Below are 18,627 nucleotides of genomic sequence, written 5' to 3'. Positions count from 1 at the left end.
CTACTGGAGGCCAAATTAATGGCAAAAGAACGCCCACCGCTAGAGGAGATGACATTACGGCAACTACGTAAAGTTGCCAGCGAATATAGCGTCTCCCGCTATAGCCGAATGCGTAAATCACAATTGCTGGCAGCAATTCAAGAAGTCCAGCGTAGTAAAGCTTCGCTTAGTCCATCTCGTTCACTGGAGGCACAGGAAACCGTGGAAGCAGCAAAATTTGAACTTGGTCAAGAAGACCGTACTGGTGGCTCTCTGGCTGATGTTGATGAATTACTCGCAGATCTACCAGGTGGTTATGGTGAAAGTCGAATTGTACTTTTACCACGCGATCCGCAATGGGCTTACACTTATTGGGATATTCCCAATGATCATAAAGAAGAACTGCGGCGGCAAGGTGGACAGCAGTTGGCACTGCGAATTTATGATGTCACTGACATCAGTCTTGAATATCAAAGTCCCCACAGCATCCAAGAATATCCTGTTGATGAACTAGCCAGAGAATGGTACCTACCAATTCCTGTGAGCGATCGCGATTATGTCATTGATATCGGTTATCGTACTTTTGATGGCCGTTGGTTAGTTTTGGCTCGTTCTGCCCAAGTACACATTCCTCCTGTGTATCCATCTGACTGGATTGAGGATGTCTTCATCACCGTCAACTTTGAAGAAGACTTGCGTGGTAGAACTCTGTATGAACTAGTACCCCCTGCGAAGAAACTGGCAACAGCCGCAGGTGCAAATGGTGGCAACCCCATTTACGACCAAATCTTTGGCTTGGCAGAATCTGCCGAAGCGCAACGGGTTGCAGGTTCTCTGTTTGGTTCTATGCAGCATGTACCTGGTTCTGTTCGTCCCGAACAAGCTATCAGTTCCTACGTCTTCCCCTCTGGAGTCGGTATGTGGGCAGTTCCCACCACCTCTGGTTTAAATATGTCCGGTGTGGGAATGTCTGGTGTAGGTTTCTCAGCTTCTGCCGTACCAATGCGTCCCCGCCAGTTCTGGTTAATTGCCGATGCTGAATTGATTGTTTACGGTGCAACTGAACCTGATGCTACCGTAACAATTGGTGGTCGTGAAATTAAACTGAATCCTGATGGTACATTCCGCTTCCAAATGTCCTTCCAAGATGGTTTAATTGACTACCCAATTTTGGCGGTTGCTGCTGATGGTGAGCAAACACGCTCAATTCACATGAAGTTCAATCGTGAAACACCATCTCGCAATACTAATACCAAAGAAGAAGCAATTCCCGAATGGATTTTCTAAGTAATCCAAAATTGGTATTTTGAATTATAACCCGCTATAGTCGTTCTGTAGCGGGTTTTTATTATCTTAGTATGTGGATCAAAAAAATATTTTTCTTATCTATATTTATCATGACGATAAATTTGTTATTAGCTTGTAAAGACGATACCGCGAATTCATCAACAAAAGCAGCAAAAACCTGTCCTGGTGAAAATCCTCAATTCAGCATTGAATTTTTCAAAGCTAATAATCAAGGTCAGAAATCTGCCAAAGGCATTAATCATGTCATTATTTTTAATCCTAAATCGCCAAAATTAGATTTTAAAGTCAATGTAGGTTTATCTCATAAACTTTATGCTAAAGATAAACAGGGAAAATTTATCAGAAATTATGTACCAAAGCAATTTAATGAAATTATTACTGATGCAAATTCTCAGTTAAATGGCCAACGACCTCTAGCCGCAATTAATGCTGACTATATAGGCACCGATGATAAACCACAAGGCTTAAATATTTCTCGCGGAGTTGAATATTCTGGCGCATTTAAAAATCGGCGTTCTTCCTTTGGGATTTCTGGAGGGAGACCCCAAGAACGAATAGCTACACTTCAAACGGGCAGAAGAAGTAACAATATTCTAAATTACAATTTGGTTGGTGGTAATGGCAGATTTTATCGTCAAGGTAAATTTAAAGATATCTGTCAAGATTTAGGAGAATTTGCTTGTAAGCAAGTGACGAATCGTTCTATGGTGGCGACAACGAGTAAAGGTTATGTAATTTTATTAGTGAATGACTTAAAAGCTAATTCAGTCATTGAAGCTTCGCCAGTAAATCAAGAGTTACTACCAGATATGTTTGATGATGTTTTAGCGGGAATTGCCCGTAATAACTGTTTAGGTAAAATTCAAGAAGGAATGTTATTTGATGGCGGTGGTTCTCCCGGATTATATTACACTGGAAAAATTTATCTAGAAAATGGCGGTGCAATTGGTTCTGTATTTTTAATTTATAAAACATCTAATTAATTTTTTTCTAGATATAATAAATGCGATCGCTTATTTAGCAGCGATCGCATTTATTTCTTACTACCAATCAAGTTAAACAGTAACTCTTGTACCGTCAAATTTAGTAAAGGTAAAGCCTTGAAAATCTTCGTTATAACCCAATCTTTCATCTCTCAAGAGGCTAATAGCCACTTCTTCACCTAAAGCTAAACCAGCTGCACCGTCAGTCCGCCAGTGAATACCGCCGTGACCTCGACCAATGGCATAATTTGTTGCCAGCTTGTTCAACTCACCACCCACTGTTAATGGTTCACCAGTGTAGGGAATTAACTGTGTTGGGTCGTTGGGATCGGGTACTACTGGGTTAGGAATAACATGATTTTCATCAAAGAAAGCTTTTAATAATGTCACATTAACACCTGCGATCGCTGCCGCACCACCTGTATATGAGGAATGTAACGGTGCTGCTTCTGGATAAGCTTGCGGTAGCAAATAAGTACCAAAGTTACTGTAAGTTCTTGCCAAAGCTTGGGAATTCAATATCTCAGGATGAATCGGATATTGAGTGCTATTGACAATGTTGTTATAAACTAGTCCACCGTATGCCTCTGGTCGCAAAATGCGGTGTACGTAATACTTCTGCCAATATGAGGCTCGGATTGCCCGTGATGTCCCCAAGTTTAACAGGGCTTGCAAATGCCCAACTGCAAATGTGGCATTGGAACCTATTTGAGTCCGAGAATTAACATAGGGATTACCCGGATTCAACGGTGCGCCAATTCCACCATCAATCAGTGGGTCACTCAAACTAACTGGGGAACTGAGTAGTAAAGAAGCTCCGTAATACAAAGCGCCACCAATATGGGCAAACTCTCCCAAATCACGCACAGTAGATACATAACGGCGTTTGGGATCATAATTAATCGCTCGGCCAGAATTGCCCCCATTCTGGACAGTCAGCCATTCGTTAAAATTGGTGAGAAAATCATTACCAGGGAGCGCAGTCCGAATTACTGCCAAAATATACTGGGTTCCCCAAGGAATATTCCGCAATAAAAATTGGGAAATGTAAGGGCCGTTTAATATCCCTGGAGGCGTTACGTGTTTTGCGGTTCTCCCAGAACGGTCAGAGCGATCGACATAGCTGACACTACCGCGAAACAAAGTTTGTGGGGTGACACGACCATTGATTTTTGGCCCGTAAAAAGCCGAAAGTCTGTTCAACTCTTCAACAGCTGCCAAAACTTTGGAGTCATCTGTATTATTTTGAAATTGAGAAAAAGGCACATCACGCAGTAAAGCTTGCCAGTATAATTCCACTGCTTCATCTGCGCGTGCAGCACTAGCTAAAGCTGGTGGTGATGGTACTGCTATCTGAGCAGCATTAATACCTTCAAGGCTGATTGCCAGCGGCCCTTGAGGGTTAACGAGTTTTCTTGTGCCACCCAAAATAATCTTTTCATACTGATTGGGGTCTTGGCTAGTTAGTGCGCTAATCAAAGAGTTGTAAGCGTTTAGATTGACTTCACCTCGTTGGTTGTGAGGCAAACCTCTAGAGTCGCTGCCAATTTTGTTGGCATACCTCTCTTCATCACCGTTAGTTGGATGTGGTGGAATGGGAAAACTCCGTTCTAGTCTTGCAGCTTCCAGCCTGACTCGGTAGGCTTTTTCAACAAACTTGTTGTAGTTGAACCGCCCAACAATATCTCGTTCTCTAGCTTGAACAACACCTTCTTTTTTGAAAGACGAAAACGTGGAACCCATCAGACCAGCAACCACACCAGTTGCCGTTAACATAGTGGTGCGGTTGATAAATGAACGTCTGCTGAAGCGTTTTATCAATGAACGGCGAGTTGAAGAATTTTGGTTTTCGTTTTGAGCTTGATTTGTTGACTCAGATTCAAATTGCATCAAATTTGCTCCTCAATTAAAAAAAGTCAATATGATTTAGCGCTACAGGTAATTTCCTGTAAACATTGCTCACTTATGGCGCATCATCGGCAACATGATGCGTTAAAGAAGTTCTGTTTGGAGGTGTAGAGAGTTTCCTATTTCCTGTCCCTGATATAGAAAAAATCTATGTACCAGTATTCAGGCTGAATTTCTCTGCCTACCGTTTTTTATATATACAATCACTAAACTACTAAAAATCTATCGACTTACCGGATTTAGTGATCAAATTAGAATTTCCCACAAATCAGCTAGAAAAGCAATATGATTGTCTAAATAAAACGCGGAAACTAGATTCTGTCAGAGTTTTGCGACAATTTAGCTTTTGTAGAGAATGTCGAAAATACTACCTGTGTCTAAGTTAATTTCCACCAGACACTAGTTTCTCAGGACTTACGCACAAAGGAGACCGGGTGTTGACGGATAAGTCCTAAATGCTTGTATATTCGGACAAATTTTAGGTCATATTCAGTGTTTCAGTAGTAAACATAATTTCTTGGAGCTTGCGTTTGCTGCTGATCTGTGTGAATATTCTATCAAAATAACGGTAAATTGCTCGATTTATCGTAGTATTGATTATACTTATAGCCTGAATGTTACCGATGTTGCTCAAGCATTTATCAAATCGACTTATGAAGATTGTCAGCAGCTTTCTTCAGAATTATGAAGCATGGAGAATTAATACATTTGCCTTATTCTTTGCTTGCGGGTTAATGTTAACGCTGGTGATATCTGCGTGTTCTACTAACAATGCCAGTAACTCTACCGCAACACCAACAGGAAATCAAACCGCGACAAATCAAGGTGTGGTGGTTCGCATTGGCTATCAAAAAGCCGCAACTATTCTCAGTGCGATGAAAGCACAACAAGATTTGGAAAAAGCCTTTGCAGCTAGTGGTGCTTCGGTGACATGGGCGGAATTTCCTTCTGGCCCCCCAATGTTAGAAGCAATGAACGCTGGGAGTATTGATTTTGGCTACACAGGTGAATCCCCACCAATCTTTGCCCAAGCGGCAGGTAATCCCTTGGTTTATGTTGCTTACGATCCTTGGAGTCCCAAAGCAGAAGCAATTCTTGTACCAAAAAATTCATCTATTCAAAGCCTTGCAGATCTCAAAGGTAAACGAGTTGCTGTTGCTAAAGGTTCAAATACTAACTACTTATTAGTAAAAGCCTTAGAAAAGGGAGGAGTAAATTATAACGATATCAAACCAGCTTTTCTGCAACCTCCTGATACGCGTGCGGCTTTTGAAGGTAATAATGTAGATGCTTGGGCAATTTGGGATCCTTACTTAGCTGCGGCGCAAGCTGCTACAGGCGCACGGACTTTGACAGATGCAACTGGGTTAGCACCTAATCGTGGTTATTATTTGGCGGCGAAATCTTTTGTTGACAAGTATCCTGATGCTTTGAAAACAGTGCTGGAACAAGTCAAAAAAAGAAGTGACTGGGCAAAAAATAATCCCACAGAAGTTGCAAAATTTCTCTCACCAGAACTTGGTATTGATGCTGGAGTTCTAGAAGTTGCAGAAAAACGACGGGACTACAATGTACTACCGCTAACAGACGAAGTAATTCGCGGACAACAGCAAATTGCCGATACTTTTTACAAAATCAAGCTGATCCCGAAATCTGTCAATATTAGCGAAATCGTTTGGAAAGGTTAGAGGCTAGTAATTGTAATTTCCATTCCTTATTCTTCACTCCCAACTTATGGATATTAATACTCAACGAATCAAAACAGATGTGCTTGTTATTGGTGGTGGTACTGCTGGAACAATGGCGGGTATTAAAGCAAAGCAAGCAAATCCTGATGCAGAGGTGCTGATATTAGAAAAGGCTAACATCCGACGCAGTGGTGCGATCGCAATGGGGATGGATGGCGTAAACACCGCAGTCATTCCCGGCCATTCTACACCAGAACAATACGTCCGCGAAATCACCCTAGCTAACGATGGCATTCTCAACCAAAAAGCCGTCTATCAAACCGGCAAATTAGGTTATGAAGTCATTCAAGAATTAGAAAGTTGGGGTGTGAAATTTCAAAAAGATACCCAAGGCAAATATGACTTAAAACAAGTGCATCGCGTGGGTAAATATGTCCTACCCATGCCAGAAGGTAAAGACCTTAAAACCATTCTCACTCGTCAAGTTAAACGCCACAAAGTTAAAGTTACAAACCGCGTCATGGCGACACGTGTATTAGTCAAAGCCGGACGTGCTATTGGTGCAGTGGGATTTGATGTCAGAAACGGCGATTATATAGTTATTCAAGCCAAAGCCGTTATCCTTTGTACAGGTGCTTGCGGCAGATTAGGATTACCTGCTTCTGGCTATCTCTACGGCACTTACGAAAATCCTACCAATGCCGGGGATGGCTATTCAATGGCTTATCATGCAGGTGCAGAACTCAGCAACATTGAATGTTTTCAAATTAATCCCTTAATCAAAGATTACAACGGCCCTGCCTGTGCTTATGTAGCTGGGCCTTTTGGCGCACATACAGCCAACGCCGAAGGAAATCGCTTCATTAGTTGTGACTATTGGAGTGGTCAAATGATGTTGGAAATCTGGAAAGAATTAAACTCAGGGAAAGGGCCAGTCCAACTGAAAATGACCCATCTTGATGAAGATACAATTGCCGAAATTGAAGCCATACTTTGGGCGAATGAAAGACCAAGTAGAGAACGCTTTCATGAAGGCAGAAATGAAGATTACCGCACTCACGGCGTAGAGATGCACATCTCCGAAATCGGCTTATGTAGCGGTCATAGTGCTTCTGGTGTGTGGGTTAACGAAAACGCGCAAACAACAGTTCCTGGTTTATATGCAGCCGGAGACATGGCCAGCGTTCCCCATAACTATATGATTGGCGCATTTGTTTTCGGTCGTATAGCTGGAACTCATGCCGTTGAATACATCCAAGATTTAGATTTTATCGAACCAGATGCAGAATTTTTAGAAGCAGAAAAAACCCGAATTTATGCCCCATTAACTCGACCGAATGGCATACCACATACCCAAGTAGAATATAAACTCAGACGCTTAGTTAATGATTATCTCCAACCACCAAAATCAGGTAACAAAATTGAGATTGGTTTGAAACATTTTATTCAATATCAACAAACATTAGATTTGATGGGTGCGCGTGACCCCCATGAATTAATGCGTTCTTTAGAAGTGCATTTTATTCGAGACTGTGCAGAAATGGCAGCCAGAGCATCATTATATCGTCAAGAAAGCCGTTGGGGTCTTTATCATTACCGCTTAGATTATCCCGAAAAAAATGATGATGAGTGGTTCTGTCATGTCAATTTAAAGAAAGATGAATTAGGACAAATGATATTGTTTAAACGTCCTGTAGATCCTTACATTGTCGAAGTAGATACAGTTAAAGAATCATACAATGTAGCTGTAAGCTAAAGAATGCAAATAATGTCTATCTATAATACAATTGGTCAAAAATATTCAAAAACTCGCGTTCCTGATATCCGCATTGTCAATAAATTAATTGATTTACTCAAATTACCAAAAGGTAGCGTTATCGCTGATATTGGTGCTGGTACTGGAGGTTACAGCCTAGCCTTAGCTAACCAAGGATTTTTTGTTTATGCTGTTGAACCTTCTGTAGTGATGCGAAAACAAGCAGTCGTACATCAACACGTGGAATGGTTTACTGGCTATGCAGAAAATTTAGCTTTACCAGATAACTCTGTTGATGGTGTTGTTAGTATTTTAGCTATTCATCACTTTTCTCATCTCGAAAAAGCATTTCAAGAAATGCACAGAGTTATTAGAGATGGAACAATAGTTTTACTAACTTTTGATATTAGATTAGCTCAAAAAATATGGCTTTATGATTATTTTCCATTCTTATGGGAGGATGCTTTACAATTTTTACCACTTAACGAACAGATTGATTTAATTCAAAGTCAGACTAAAAGGCGTGTTGAAGCCATACCTTTTTTGCTATCTCACGACTTATCTGATTTATTTGCAGCAGCAGCCTGGAGACGACCAGAATTATATCTTCAACCAGAAGTCCGGGCGGGAATCTCATCTTTTGCGTTAGCAAATCAAAATTTAGTAGAACAAGGAGTAAATGTACTTGCAGCAGATTTAAGTCGTGGAGAATGGAATAAAAAATATGATGAGATTTACAAAGTGAAAGAGGTTGATATAGGTTATCGTTTTATTTGTGCAACGCCTGATCAATAATCATAGTTAAAATTTATGGCAAATAAAGTTGCTTTGGGTCAACAAATAAAAATTAAAAAAGCTGAGATTAAAGATGCAGAACAAATTGCTATTCTTGGCGAACAACTTGGATATTCTCTAACAAGCCAACAAGTAGAGCAACGCCTTGATAAAGTTAAAAATAATTATGACCATGTTATTTATGTTACGACTTTAGCAAATGACTATGTGATTGGTTGGGCGCACGCTCATATTTGTGATTTACTAATTATGCCAACTCAGGCAATTCTTTTAGGAATAGTGGTAGATAAAGATTATCGTCATCATGGAATTGGACGTTATTTAATGCAGCAAATCGAACAATGGGCTGCTATGAAACAATGTGATGGCGTTATGTTACGTTCTAATATTAAACGCAAAGAAGCACACTTATTTTATAAAAAACTTGGCTATACCAATATCAAACAATCATTCGTTTTTTATAAACAATTGGTTTAGTAATAATATTTAATGTTTAAATTACAAAATCAGGGAGTAGTTTTATGGCTTTAATCAATCAAAGAATAGATGTGCCTGTGATTGTTGATGAATCGAAATGTTTAGAGAAATGCACAGCCTGTATAGAGGTTTGTCCTTTAGATGTGTTGGCAAAAAATCCAGAAACAGGGAAAGCATATATGAAGTATGACGAATGTTGGTTTTGTCTACCCTGTGAAAAAGAATGTCCAACCAATGCTATTACTGTGCAAATTCCTTTTTTATTACGTTAAATATTAGAGTATTTTAAATTATGAGTGATGATATACAACCTTGGCTAGAAATGCTGCGATCGCCTAATGTAAATGACCGTCTAGTAGCAGTTAAAACCTTACAGCATCTGGGCGATGATGAAACAGTAGACGCACTCATCATTGCCTTACAAGATGAACATATTACTGTGCAAAAAATAGCCATATCTGCACTTTGGAAAATTGCCAATTCCGTGGCGGTTCCTGCTTTAATTGAATGTCTCAGTTCTGCCGATACAGATATTCGCACTGAAGCAGCATCAGCTTTAAATGAGTTAGTGACTCAAGATGATTTATTACTATTACTAGATAAGCTGCAAAGTCATGATATAAACACGCAACTAAGTATTTTAGTGCTGTTGCGGAAAATCCATGATATTCAATCTTTACCGTATATATTACCATTTTTACAATCAAATAATCCTGAATTAAGAGAAGCAGCAATTACTACGTTGCGATATCTCAATCAACTAGAAAAATGCCCGCAAGCTTTGAATTCAATTTTTGATGAATCAGCAGTTGTGCGTCGTGCTGCTGCGTTAACTTTAGGACATTTACAAGATACAGAAGTAATTACTAAGCTGAGTCAAGCACTAACTAATGATAGTGACTGGCAAGTGCGTCGTAATGTAGCTAAATCTCTAGCTATTCATGCAAATCATCAAGCAATTTTTGCATTAGAAAGTGCTTTAAGTGATGAACATTGGCAAGTCAGGAAAGCAGCCGCACAAGCGTTGCAAAAAATTCCAGATTTACAAGTTATGCCACAATTAATTCAAGCATTAACTGATGAATATGCAGATGTGCGGAAAGAAGCTGTAATTGCTCTTGGTAATTTAGCTCATCCTGATGTTATTAATCCTCTGCAACAAGCTTTAGATGATCCTGATAAGGAGGTGGCGATTCAAGCACAACGAGTGATTCAAAGAATATAAATAAATATCGCTTTTTAACGCAGAGTAACGCTAAGTAAGCACTGAGGAACGCAGAGTTTTTAGAGTTAATTTGCTACTGTTGAATGAAATTTTTTAAGAGAGTTAGCAATAGTGGGGCAATCAGAAGTTAATTTTTATCAGCAGCAAGTTGTTGAATTACTTAAACAGGTCATTGAACCTAATTTAAAAAAAGACATTGTTAGTTTGGGAATGGTGCGAAATCTTCGCATAGTTGATGACTACGTTTACTTGCGTTTATATATTGGTTCTCATCAGCAGCAATTAAAGTTAAAAGTTGAATCTAAGTTATCATCTTTATCTTGGTGTAAAAAGGTTTATATTCAAATTTGTACAATTTCTGGCGTAAAAATAACTCTGGGAATTTCTAGTGGGAAAGGTGGTGTAGGTAAATCAACAACAGCCGTAAATATAGCCGCAGCTTTAAGCTTACAAGGTGCAAAGGTTGGGCTAATAGATGCGGATGTTTATGGGCCTAATTTGCCGCAAATGTTGGGTTTAGGACAAGCTGATATTGAAGTGATTAATACTCCTACAGGTAATAAGTTTTTACCTCTAGAAGTGCAAGGAATTAAATTGATGTCAGTGGGTTTACTTGCAGAAAAAAATCGTCCTTTGGCTTGGCGGGGGCCTGTACTGCATAAAATTATTACCCAATTTATCAATGATGTGAAATGGGGCGAATTAGATTATTTATTAATAGATTTACCACCAGGTACAGGTGATGCTCAAATTACGATTATCCAAGAAAGTCCAATTTGTGGCGTTATTTTGGTGACGACTCCGCAACAAGTTGCGATCGCAGATGTTCGCCGTAATATATATATGTTTCGCCAAGTGGGTGTTCCGGTGCTGGGTATCGTAGAAAATATGAGTTATTTAATCTGTGGTGATTGTGGTTCACACACATATATTTTTGGGAGTGGTGGCGGTGAACAACTCGCAACGGAATTACAAGCACCACTGTTGGGACAAATCCCAATAGATCAGCGCATTTGTAGCGGTGGTGATACCGGAAATCCGATCGCAACTAGTGAACAAACTTCTCCAGCCAGGGAGGTTTTTAGACAAATTGCGATCGCACTTCACACAACTTTCAGTACAATCGATCAGTTGAATCAATTGTGAATAGGTTGATTGGCAAATATTTACACACTAGATATACATAGCAAAGTAATCATTGTAGATTTCTGTATTAGTCATAACTGTAAGTTCTATTTGTTTGAGTTCTGCATCTGTAACCGGACTTGTAGCTAAATCTAAGCTTTCTTGAGGAATAAAATCACCACAATATTCATTTGCAGGGAGTGCAGCATTCATCTTTTGGGGATAACTCAATTTGAGATTATTCATGATAGTAATGAATTGACTGCGGCTGCGATCGCTAAATCTGGGATTGAGGCGTTTTTCTTCGCCAATGGTGGAAACTGTACGTCCTTTGTAGTCGTGAGCCGGATAGACTAAGGTATCATCTGGCAAGGTGAATAACTTTTGTGTGACCACATCATATAGAGTTCCCGGATCACCTTCTTGAAAATCTGTACGTCCACAACCACGAATCAATAAGGCATCGCCGCTTAAAAGATGGGTTTTGTTGACTAAATATGCGATATGGCTGGCGGTGTGGCCTGGTGTAAAAATTGCTTCAACAATAACTGCTCCCACCTCGATATTTTCACCACCAACCAGGGAGCGATCGGCTTTTGTCACAGCTGGATTTAGGGGAACAATCACCTGACAACCTGTTTTTTCTCTGAGTTTACCTGCACCTGTGATGTGATCTGCATGAAGATGAGTTTCTAGACAGTAGCGGAGTTTTAATCCCAGTTCGTCTAGTGATTGCAAATCGCGGTCAACTTGCTCTAATACAGGATCAACTAAAACCGCATCTCCTGTTTGCTGATCTGCAATGAGGTAAGTATAGCTACTGCTTTCTGGGTCAAAGAATTGGCGAAATAGTAAAGTTGAGTGGGATATTGCTGAATTGCGCTCGCGGCTCTCGCTATGCAACCAAGACATCACAGGAATCGCACGCACACGCACTGGTAATGACTGTAATAACGTCTGGGATAATTGCTGTGCCTGTATTCGTAATTCGGGAACTGCGATGGTTTCCCATAAGTCCCCCTTGCGTGGAGTTCCCAAGGTATAAAGCAAGGTGGAAACTTGATCATCTGCTGTATATAAAGCACCTTGGGTATTTGTATCTAAGCCTAAACCGATACTATTAGGGCGAATTAATCTTTGCGATCGCAAATTGTCAATCAAAGGATGAGGCGAGTGGCGATAATCTGCGGCTACCCCTGTACAATTCACTACCCGCTTGACGTGTAAGACAGTATTTGTCTGGGTTTTGCGCCCAGATATAGTTACAGCTACCCCATTTGGTAACGGTTGATATTCCTGAATCCTTCCTGGAGAAATGATCAGTTGACCAGAATCCAGCATTTCTCTCATCACATCTGCTACTCTTTGAGCAATGCGGTGACGATGTACATCCCAATAGGGTGTCAAATGTCGCAAAAAACGTTGCTGTTCTAAGGTCGGTAATTTTTGCCAAATTTGTTGAGTAATGGGACGTAGTGAATCAATCACTGCTCGCCAATCATAACCTTGAGATGCGGCATTTTCTACCTCATTTCGTAGCCAATGTAACCAACCGCGTACTGTTTTTGGTGAGCTTTCGGGAGTCAATCGGTGGGAATAAGGTTGAGATGCTTGATGTTTTTGCGGAAATAAACCTCGACGAGACACAGCATAAATTTTACCTTGATGCTGGCGATCGTGCAGAGATAAAACCATATCTACCATTGTCAACCCTGTACCCACAAGCAACACAGCCGCATCAGGCTCAAGGTCTGCTAGTGCATCGGTTGACCAAGCATTTCGCCGATAACTTTGATTTTTATTATCTGAATTATCTGTTGGCAGTGTAAAAGGCGAGTTTCCTAATGCCAAAACCACTTTATCTGCCGTAAAACAGCGACCACTACGCAAAGAAATAATCGCACCTTTGTCTTTTGGTTCTATTCCGACTACTTCATCAGTCAAGCGTTCTAGTTGCACATCGCTAGGTGCTGTAGCTTCTGCTTCTGCCAAAATCGACTGAATATATAAACCGTAGACTTTACGCGGGATGAAGCTACTAGCATTAACTTCTTGTGCAAAAAATGATGCTAACTCATTTTGATTATGTTGAAGCCAGCGCAACAGATGTCCCCCATCATGAGCAAATGCACTCATGTTACCTGCTGAAACATTCAGCAAATGACAGTTGGTATCTGTGCTGTAGGCAATGCCTTTTCCAATTTGAGAACTGCGCTCAATCAGCTTGATAATTAGGGGTTGGCTGGCAGTTTTTAATAGGTGCGTAGCAACTAGAGAACCACTAAAGCCTCCACCAACAATAGCTATTGTGGCTGGAGTATGAGTAGTGAAAGAATTAGGCTTCATAGCAGTCTCGGTTCAATTATTACAGCTAATTTGTCAAGTCTTTTTACTAGGAATAAATTTTTTCTCCCCCAGCCAGCAGAAGTCAGACTTGATGTCATTTAAATTCTCATAATACCTGCTTTAATATATAAAATACATCTAATCAATGGGAAAACCGTATTTAAATTAACTCTCTTGTATCACTACCATGAGAGAATAATAATCAAAAAAAGCCAAAACTATTACATAGAGCATCATCAAGCCATATCAACAGTTCAATTTTTAGACGAATATTGCCAGTGATACAGAAAGCTGTTTTCAGATGGCGCGGAGTTTCGAGGCTTTCAAGTACTTGCATATAGGACAATACAGTTCAGATCCGCTGATTTTTTCTTTTCCTGTTCCCTTACCTCCACACAACAACTTTCTTAACTGAACCGTATGGACATCTAGAATGCGTATCTGAATTACAACAGGAAACATTACCAAAAATAGCGAAAATTATAGGCTTAGATCAGCATTCAGGATTGCATCATTTTTTAACTACATTACCTGGGGAGATAAAAAAGTTAACGCTCTATCTACGTCCAGTTGAGAATTTTGCAAATGTTATCGACTAAATCTAAAGGCATAAATGGTTTGATGATGACTCCGGCTACTCCCAAGTTACGAAATTCTGCTTGTTCGCTAATGTGGACTTTTGCTGTTAGTAAAACAGTAGGAATATGGCTAGTTGCAATATTATCTTGGAGTTTTTTAAATATGGTCAGTCCATCCATTTCTGGCATCACCAAATCTAGTATAATCGCATCCGGTTGCTTAGATACAGCAAGTTCTATACCTGCGCTACCCGAAGATGCTGTGATTACATCCCAATTTGCGGCTGACTCTAGAGAGATTTGCACAATTTCCAGCACGCTATCTTCATCATCAATAACTAGAATTCGTTTTGTCATTTTTAGTTTATCTTGCATTATATAAATAAAGTTCTGTACCAGAATAATTAGTACTTTTTTGAAGAACGAGAGTTATTGTGGCAAGAAAGTAATTATTGACCAATGAAAAACTTGATATTCAGAAACTTACCATAAAATATATTGTTTAATTTTTGCCATATAATATAAGTGTTAAAACTTAGATTATATATTGTATATAACAGGTTAGTTGCTGGTTGGTAATAACTTGTAAAAAATTAAAAAATGTAATTGAAAGCCCAGTACCTTGAATGAATATATATTCTGTTGATCTGAGTAATTAGCCATCAATTAATAAAAGTTAAAAGTTTAAATTCACCACAAATTGATTGTGAAAATTCTAATAGTAGAAGATGATACAAATATCATTGAAATACTGAGGGTAGCACTTTCAGAGAAATATTATTTGGTGGAGGTAGCTACTGATGGTAAAAAAGGTTTAGAACAGGTTTTAGCCACTGCCTACGATTTAATTGTGCTGGATGTGAGCCTGTCGATAATTGACGGTATAAGTATTTGCCAACAGCTACGTAATCAAGGTTGTTGTATACCAATTTTATTACTAACAGAGAAAGATAATATTGCTAAAACAATTACTGGCTTAGATGCTGGAGCAGATGATTATGTACTTGAGCCATTTAATTTAGAGGAATTATTGGCAAGAATCCGGGCTTTGTTGCGTCGAGGTATGATTAGCACAACACCGATAATTCAATTTGGGGCTTTGCTTCTTGACCCTAGATGCGGTCAAATCAGTTATCAGGGAAAAATTCTGCCCCTGACTGCTAAGGAATATGCTCTGCTAGAACTGTTATTACGCAATAGTCAGCGCATATTCAGCCAAAGCTCCCTGCTAGATCATTTATGGTCTTTGAATGAAATTCCTTCAGAAAATACTGTGAGAGCGCACATTAAAAGTTTGCGTTCTAAACTGAGAAAGGCAGGAGCAAAAGCTGATTTGATTGAAACAGTTTATGGATTTGGTTATCGCCTCAATACCAAGGAGTTAGAAGTTGGTAATGTCCAGCCAAAAATTATGGGGACAGAAAAGCCGATACATAGCATAAAAGCTGATGAGGAAAGTGACGATCGCCTATTACCCACAACTGATTCTGCCATAGAACAGCGCATCAAGTCCCAACTTGCTGGAGTGTGGGAGCGTTATCAAGATAAATATAGCGATCGCCTGGCGATTATCAAGCAAGCTGTTAAATACTTACTAGAAAATAGGTTAACTGAAGATTTACGACAACAAGCACAACAACAAGCCCATACTTTAGCCGGTTCTTTAGGGACTTTTGGCTTTGATAATGCGACTTGCTTGTGTCAAAACATAGAAACAATTTTAAAATCAACCGAAACACTCGGTCAAAACCAAGCAGAACAAATACAAATGCTGCTGCTGGAGTTACAAAAAATATTAGAGCAAAATCCGACATTAATTGCGCCACAGTCAGATGTTCAAGCTACTTATCTCAACCAAGAATATCGCCTGTTAATCGTTGATGATGATCTGGAATTAGCGCAACAAGTAGCAGCAGAAGCAACTATTGCTGGAATTGAAACTGTAGTAGCTGAGAGTATCTCTGCGGCTAGGTTAGCGATCGCTCACTCTCGACCAGATGTCGTATTGTTAGATTTATGCTTTCCCCAATCTCCTGAAGATGGCTTTACATTACTCGCAGAACTCACAGCCCTACATCCTCCCATACCTGTATTAGTATTTACATCTCAAGATAGTTTTACAGAACGGGTAAAGGTAGCAAGGATGGGCGGTAAAGGCTTTTTACAAAAGCCTGTTTTTCCATCAGAGATTATGGAAGCGATCGCTACTATTCTGCAACAATCCAATACATCATCAGCCAAATTGTTGATTGTAGATGATGACCCGCAAATACTCGATATTCTACATACAATTTTACAGCCTTGGGGATTTACCCTAACTCTGTTAGATGATCCGCAAAATTTCTGGGATACCTTAGAAGAATTTATTCCCGATATGCTGATTTTAGATTTGGAAATGCCTAACTTTAGTGGCATCGATTTGTGTCAAGTTGTCAGAAATGATCCGCATTGGAGCAATTTACCTATATTATTTTTATCAGCGCATAGAGACACTCAGATAGTGCAGAGGGTGTTTGCGGCTGGTGCTGATGATTATGTTACTAAACCCATTGTCGAACCAGAATTGCTGGCGCGCGTTCTTTGTCGTTTAGAACGCAGCCAAATTATTCGCAAATTTGCAGAGATTGACGCTTTAACGGGAATTACTAATCGACGGAAATCCGCCCAAGAACTAACTCGATTGTTGCATCTTGCAGAACGTCAAAATCAACCATTTTATTTTGCAGTTTTAGACTTAGACCGTTTTAAATATATTAATGACCAATATGGTCACGATGCAGGAGATCAAGTTTTAAGCCAATTGGGAAAACTCTTAAAGCAATCATTCCGCCAGGAAGATGTAGTGGCGCGTTGGGGTGGAGAAGAATTTGTCATTGGATTGTATGGTATTACCCAACAACAGGTAGTGAAACGACTTAATCATTTGTTAGACTCTCTGCGTTGCCTAGAATTTACCACTAGCAATCAAGAAAATTTTACTGTTACCATCAGTGCTGGAGTGGCGGAGTATCCCAAAGATGGCCATGATGTGCAAACGCTGTATCGTGCTGCTGATGCGGCTTTGTACCAAGCTAAAGCCGCCGGGCGTGATCAGATATTTTTGTCCGCAATGAATTAAAGTACAATTTCGGCGATCGCTATTTTTATTTTGTTGCTAGGTAATATCCAGTTCGGCAAATTACTAAGGTGGGGTGTCATGCTGGCGTTTGAGGAGTCGGAGCCTTTGATGTTTGGGGGTCGAGTAGATGGGGTAATAGTAATCCGCAACTATCTTCCCACACTCAACCCAAATCATACCAGAATTCCCCAATTACAAGTTGCCAAAATGCAATTGCGAAATAATTTAAAACAATCGTCCACAAGGAATTGTCCCACGACGAAGCGCATGACCATTAGTTTCAGAATCATCCGCCCAGAAGAACTGTTTTAAATTGCTGGCACATTCAGAATTGGGCGCAATAGCGATGCCTTCATTATTAATATTTGGCATTGAACTTGGGCGTTCGTAACCCTTGTTAATGATGAATTTGCCTTTCGTTGGCGAACCCACAGTGGTATCAATAGACAATAAAGTTGAACGGTTATGACAATTGTTATCGCAATATGCCCATAAAGTCCCATTATCACGGTCGAAGGATAGATCCATTATCTGCGTATTGCCGCTGGCGATAGTAGCAATACGTCTGTATGTAGAATCAGAATTAAGTGCATAGGCATAAATTTGCCCATTAGCTTCCAGTCCCACGAAAAACAATCCTGTACCATGTAGCGGATAATTGGCTGGGTTATAGGGCTGATTGGTACTTTCATCAATGAAGCCATTAGCCTGTAAATAACTATCTGGCACCCACGCGATCGCTTCCAAGCCCAGGTTAGTGGAGCTAACCGTTGGCAAATTAGAAGTTAAGTTCCATTCCCTCGTAGCATTGAGGGTTGTGGCACTACTGCTGATGTCATAACTCAGTACACTGAAGCGGTTTGAGCCACTGCCATCTCGCTCAGTTGAAACATAGATAGTCGTTGAAGTAAGCTCAGCTTTGGTCACTCCTTCTGTATCCGGCGCACCAGTCCCATTCTGATAGCGCAACGTTTTTCCCGAACTCCAACCATTAGCCGTATTTTTGACGAAGTTACTGCCGTTCCAAACCAAGTTATAAACTTTTGATGGTGAATTTTGCACTCCCCACAATACTGCTTGTTGTGTTCCCGTGGCTGGATTGTAGAATAAACCACTGAGATTACCACCAAATTGATTGGAGCCATCGGCAGTAACTACAGTTGTGCTGCTAGGCCATACATTGTACGTCACAGCGGCCGCTACTAATTTCGCACTCAATACACTGATGCCGCAAGCAAAAAAAAACTTTGTTATCCCCCAGGAAGACGGTGTTTTACATTTCATTGTTGAACAATTTTTTCAGAATAATTAAAGATTGAAATTAAGCAGCAATTCAATTTT

General features: G+C 40.0%; 14 protein-coding genes and 1 pseudogene. 11 read left to right on the top strand and 4 right to left on the bottom strand.

The genetic code is table 11. The features are described from left to right. Positions 1-18: 18 nt before the first annotated feature. Positions 19-1,266, top strand: coding sequence for a DUF4912 domain-containing protein (locus NCWK1_RS11490; RefSeq protein ID WP_103124814.1), 1,248 nt, complete (start codon positions 19-21; stop codon positions 1,264-1,266). A 71-nt stretch (positions 1,267-1,337) separates the two neighbouring features. Further along, positions 1,338-2,270, top strand: coding sequence for a phosphodiester glycosidase family protein (locus NCWK1_RS11485; RefSeq protein WP_103124813.1), 933 nt, complete (start codon positions 1,338-1,340; stop codon positions 2,268-2,270). Between the two features lie 72 nt (positions 2,271-2,342). Here the strand turns inward: NCWK1_RS11485 and NCWK1_RS11480 are convergent, their stop codons facing one another. Next, entirely contained in the window at positions 2,343-4,160 is a 1,818-nt protein-coding gene (locus NCWK1_RS11480) for a vanadium-dependent haloperoxidase (protein ID WP_103124812.1), read from the bottom strand. 671 nt (positions 4,161-4,831) lie between these two features. Between NCWK1_RS11480 and NCWK1_RS11475 the strand changes: the two genes are divergently transcribed. The 7 genes from NCWK1_RS11475 to NCWK1_RS11445 all read left to right on the top strand — a co-directional run bounded on the left by NCWK1_RS11475 (position 4,832) and on the right by NCWK1_RS11445 (position 11,265). Beyond that, entirely contained in the window at positions 4,832-5,866 is a 1,035-nt protein-coding gene (locus NCWK1_RS11475) for a sulfonate ABC transporter substrate-binding protein (RefSeq protein WP_245894885.1), read from the top strand. A 46-nt stretch (positions 5,867-5,912) separates the two neighbouring features. Beyond that, positions 5,913-7,622 carry a fumarate reductase/succinate dehydrogenase flavoprotein subunit gene (locus NCWK1_RS11470; protein WP_103124811.1) on the top strand — a complete coding sequence of 570 codons (1,710 nt, stop codon included), beginning with the start codon at positions 5,913-5,915 and terminating at the stop codon, positions 7,620-7,622. A 12-nt stretch (positions 7,623-7,634) separates the two neighbouring features. Further along, entirely contained in the window at positions 7,635-8,417 is a 783-nt protein-coding gene (locus NCWK1_RS11465; RefSeq protein ID WP_103124810.1) for a class I SAM-dependent methyltransferase, read from the top strand. A 15-nt stretch (positions 8,418-8,432) separates the two neighbouring features. Further along, positions 8,433-8,894: a GNAT family N-acetyltransferase gene (locus NCWK1_RS11460; protein ID WP_103124809.1), complete on the top strand. Its 462-nt coding sequence runs from the start codon at positions 8,433-8,435 to the stop codon at positions 8,892-8,894. 44 nt (positions 8,895-8,938) lie between these two features. Then, entirely contained in the window at positions 8,939-9,166 is a 228-nt protein-coding gene (locus NCWK1_RS11455) for a 4Fe-4S dicluster domain-containing protein (protein ID WP_012408944.1), read from the top strand. 20 nt (positions 9,167-9,186) lie between these two features. After that, a complete protein-coding gene (locus NCWK1_RS11450) occupies positions 9,187-10,119 on the top strand; it encodes a HEAT repeat domain-containing protein (RefSeq protein ID WP_103124808.1) in 933 nt (310 codons plus the stop codon). Positions 10,120-10,230: 111 nt separating this feature from the next. Continuing rightward, positions 10,231-11,265, top strand: a complete 1,035-nt coding sequence (locus NCWK1_RS11445; RefSeq protein ID WP_103124807.1) for an Mrp/NBP35 family ATP-binding protein — start codon at positions 10,231-10,233, stop codon at positions 11,263-11,265. A gap of 27 nt (positions 11,266-11,292) precedes the next feature. Here the strand turns inward: NCWK1_RS11445 and NCWK1_RS11440 are convergent, their stop codons facing one another. Continuing rightward, positions 11,293-13,590, bottom strand: coding sequence for an FAD/NAD(P)-binding protein (locus tag NCWK1_RS11440; protein WP_103124806.1), 2,298 nt, complete (start codon positions 13,588-13,590; stop codon positions 11,293-11,295). Positions 13,591-13,815: 225 nt separating this feature from the next. On the opposite strand from NCWK1_RS11440, the pseudogene NCWK1_RS30595 reads away from it, so the two are divergent. Further along, positions 13,816-14,141: pseudogene (locus tag NCWK1_RS30595) on the top strand (hypothetical protein); the annotation flags it as partial. A gap of 9 nt (positions 14,142-14,150) precedes the next feature. Here NCWK1_RS30595 and NCWK1_RS11435 read toward each other — a convergent pair. Then, entirely contained in the window at positions 14,151-14,525 is a 375-nt protein-coding gene (locus NCWK1_RS11435; RefSeq protein ID WP_096584992.1) for a response regulator, read from the bottom strand. 349 nt (positions 14,526-14,874) lie between these two features. Between NCWK1_RS11435 and NCWK1_RS11430 the strand changes: the two genes are divergently transcribed. After that, positions 14,875-17,286, top strand: a complete 2,412-nt coding sequence (locus NCWK1_RS11430) for a response regulator (protein ID WP_103124805.1) — start codon at positions 14,875-14,877, stop codon at positions 17,284-17,286. Between the two features lie 225 nt (positions 17,287-17,511). Here NCWK1_RS11430 and NCWK1_RS11425 read toward each other — a convergent pair whose 3' ends face one another. Next, on the bottom strand, positions 17,512-18,504 hold the full coding sequence (locus NCWK1_RS11425; protein ID WP_146033977.1) for an SdiA-regulated/phytase-like domain-containing protein: 993 nt from the start codon (positions 18,502-18,504) through the stop codon (positions 17,512-17,514). Between the last annotated feature and the right edge of the window lie 123 nt (positions 18,505-18,627).

This window comes from Nostoc cycadae WK-1 (genome assembly GCF_002897135.1).
Classification (GTDB): Bacteria; Cyanobacteriota; Cyanobacteriia; order Cyanobacteriales; family Nostocaceae; genus Nostoc_B.
Note: the sequence above shows the minus strand (reverse complement) of the source record. Positions and strands in the feature narration are given on the sequence as shown.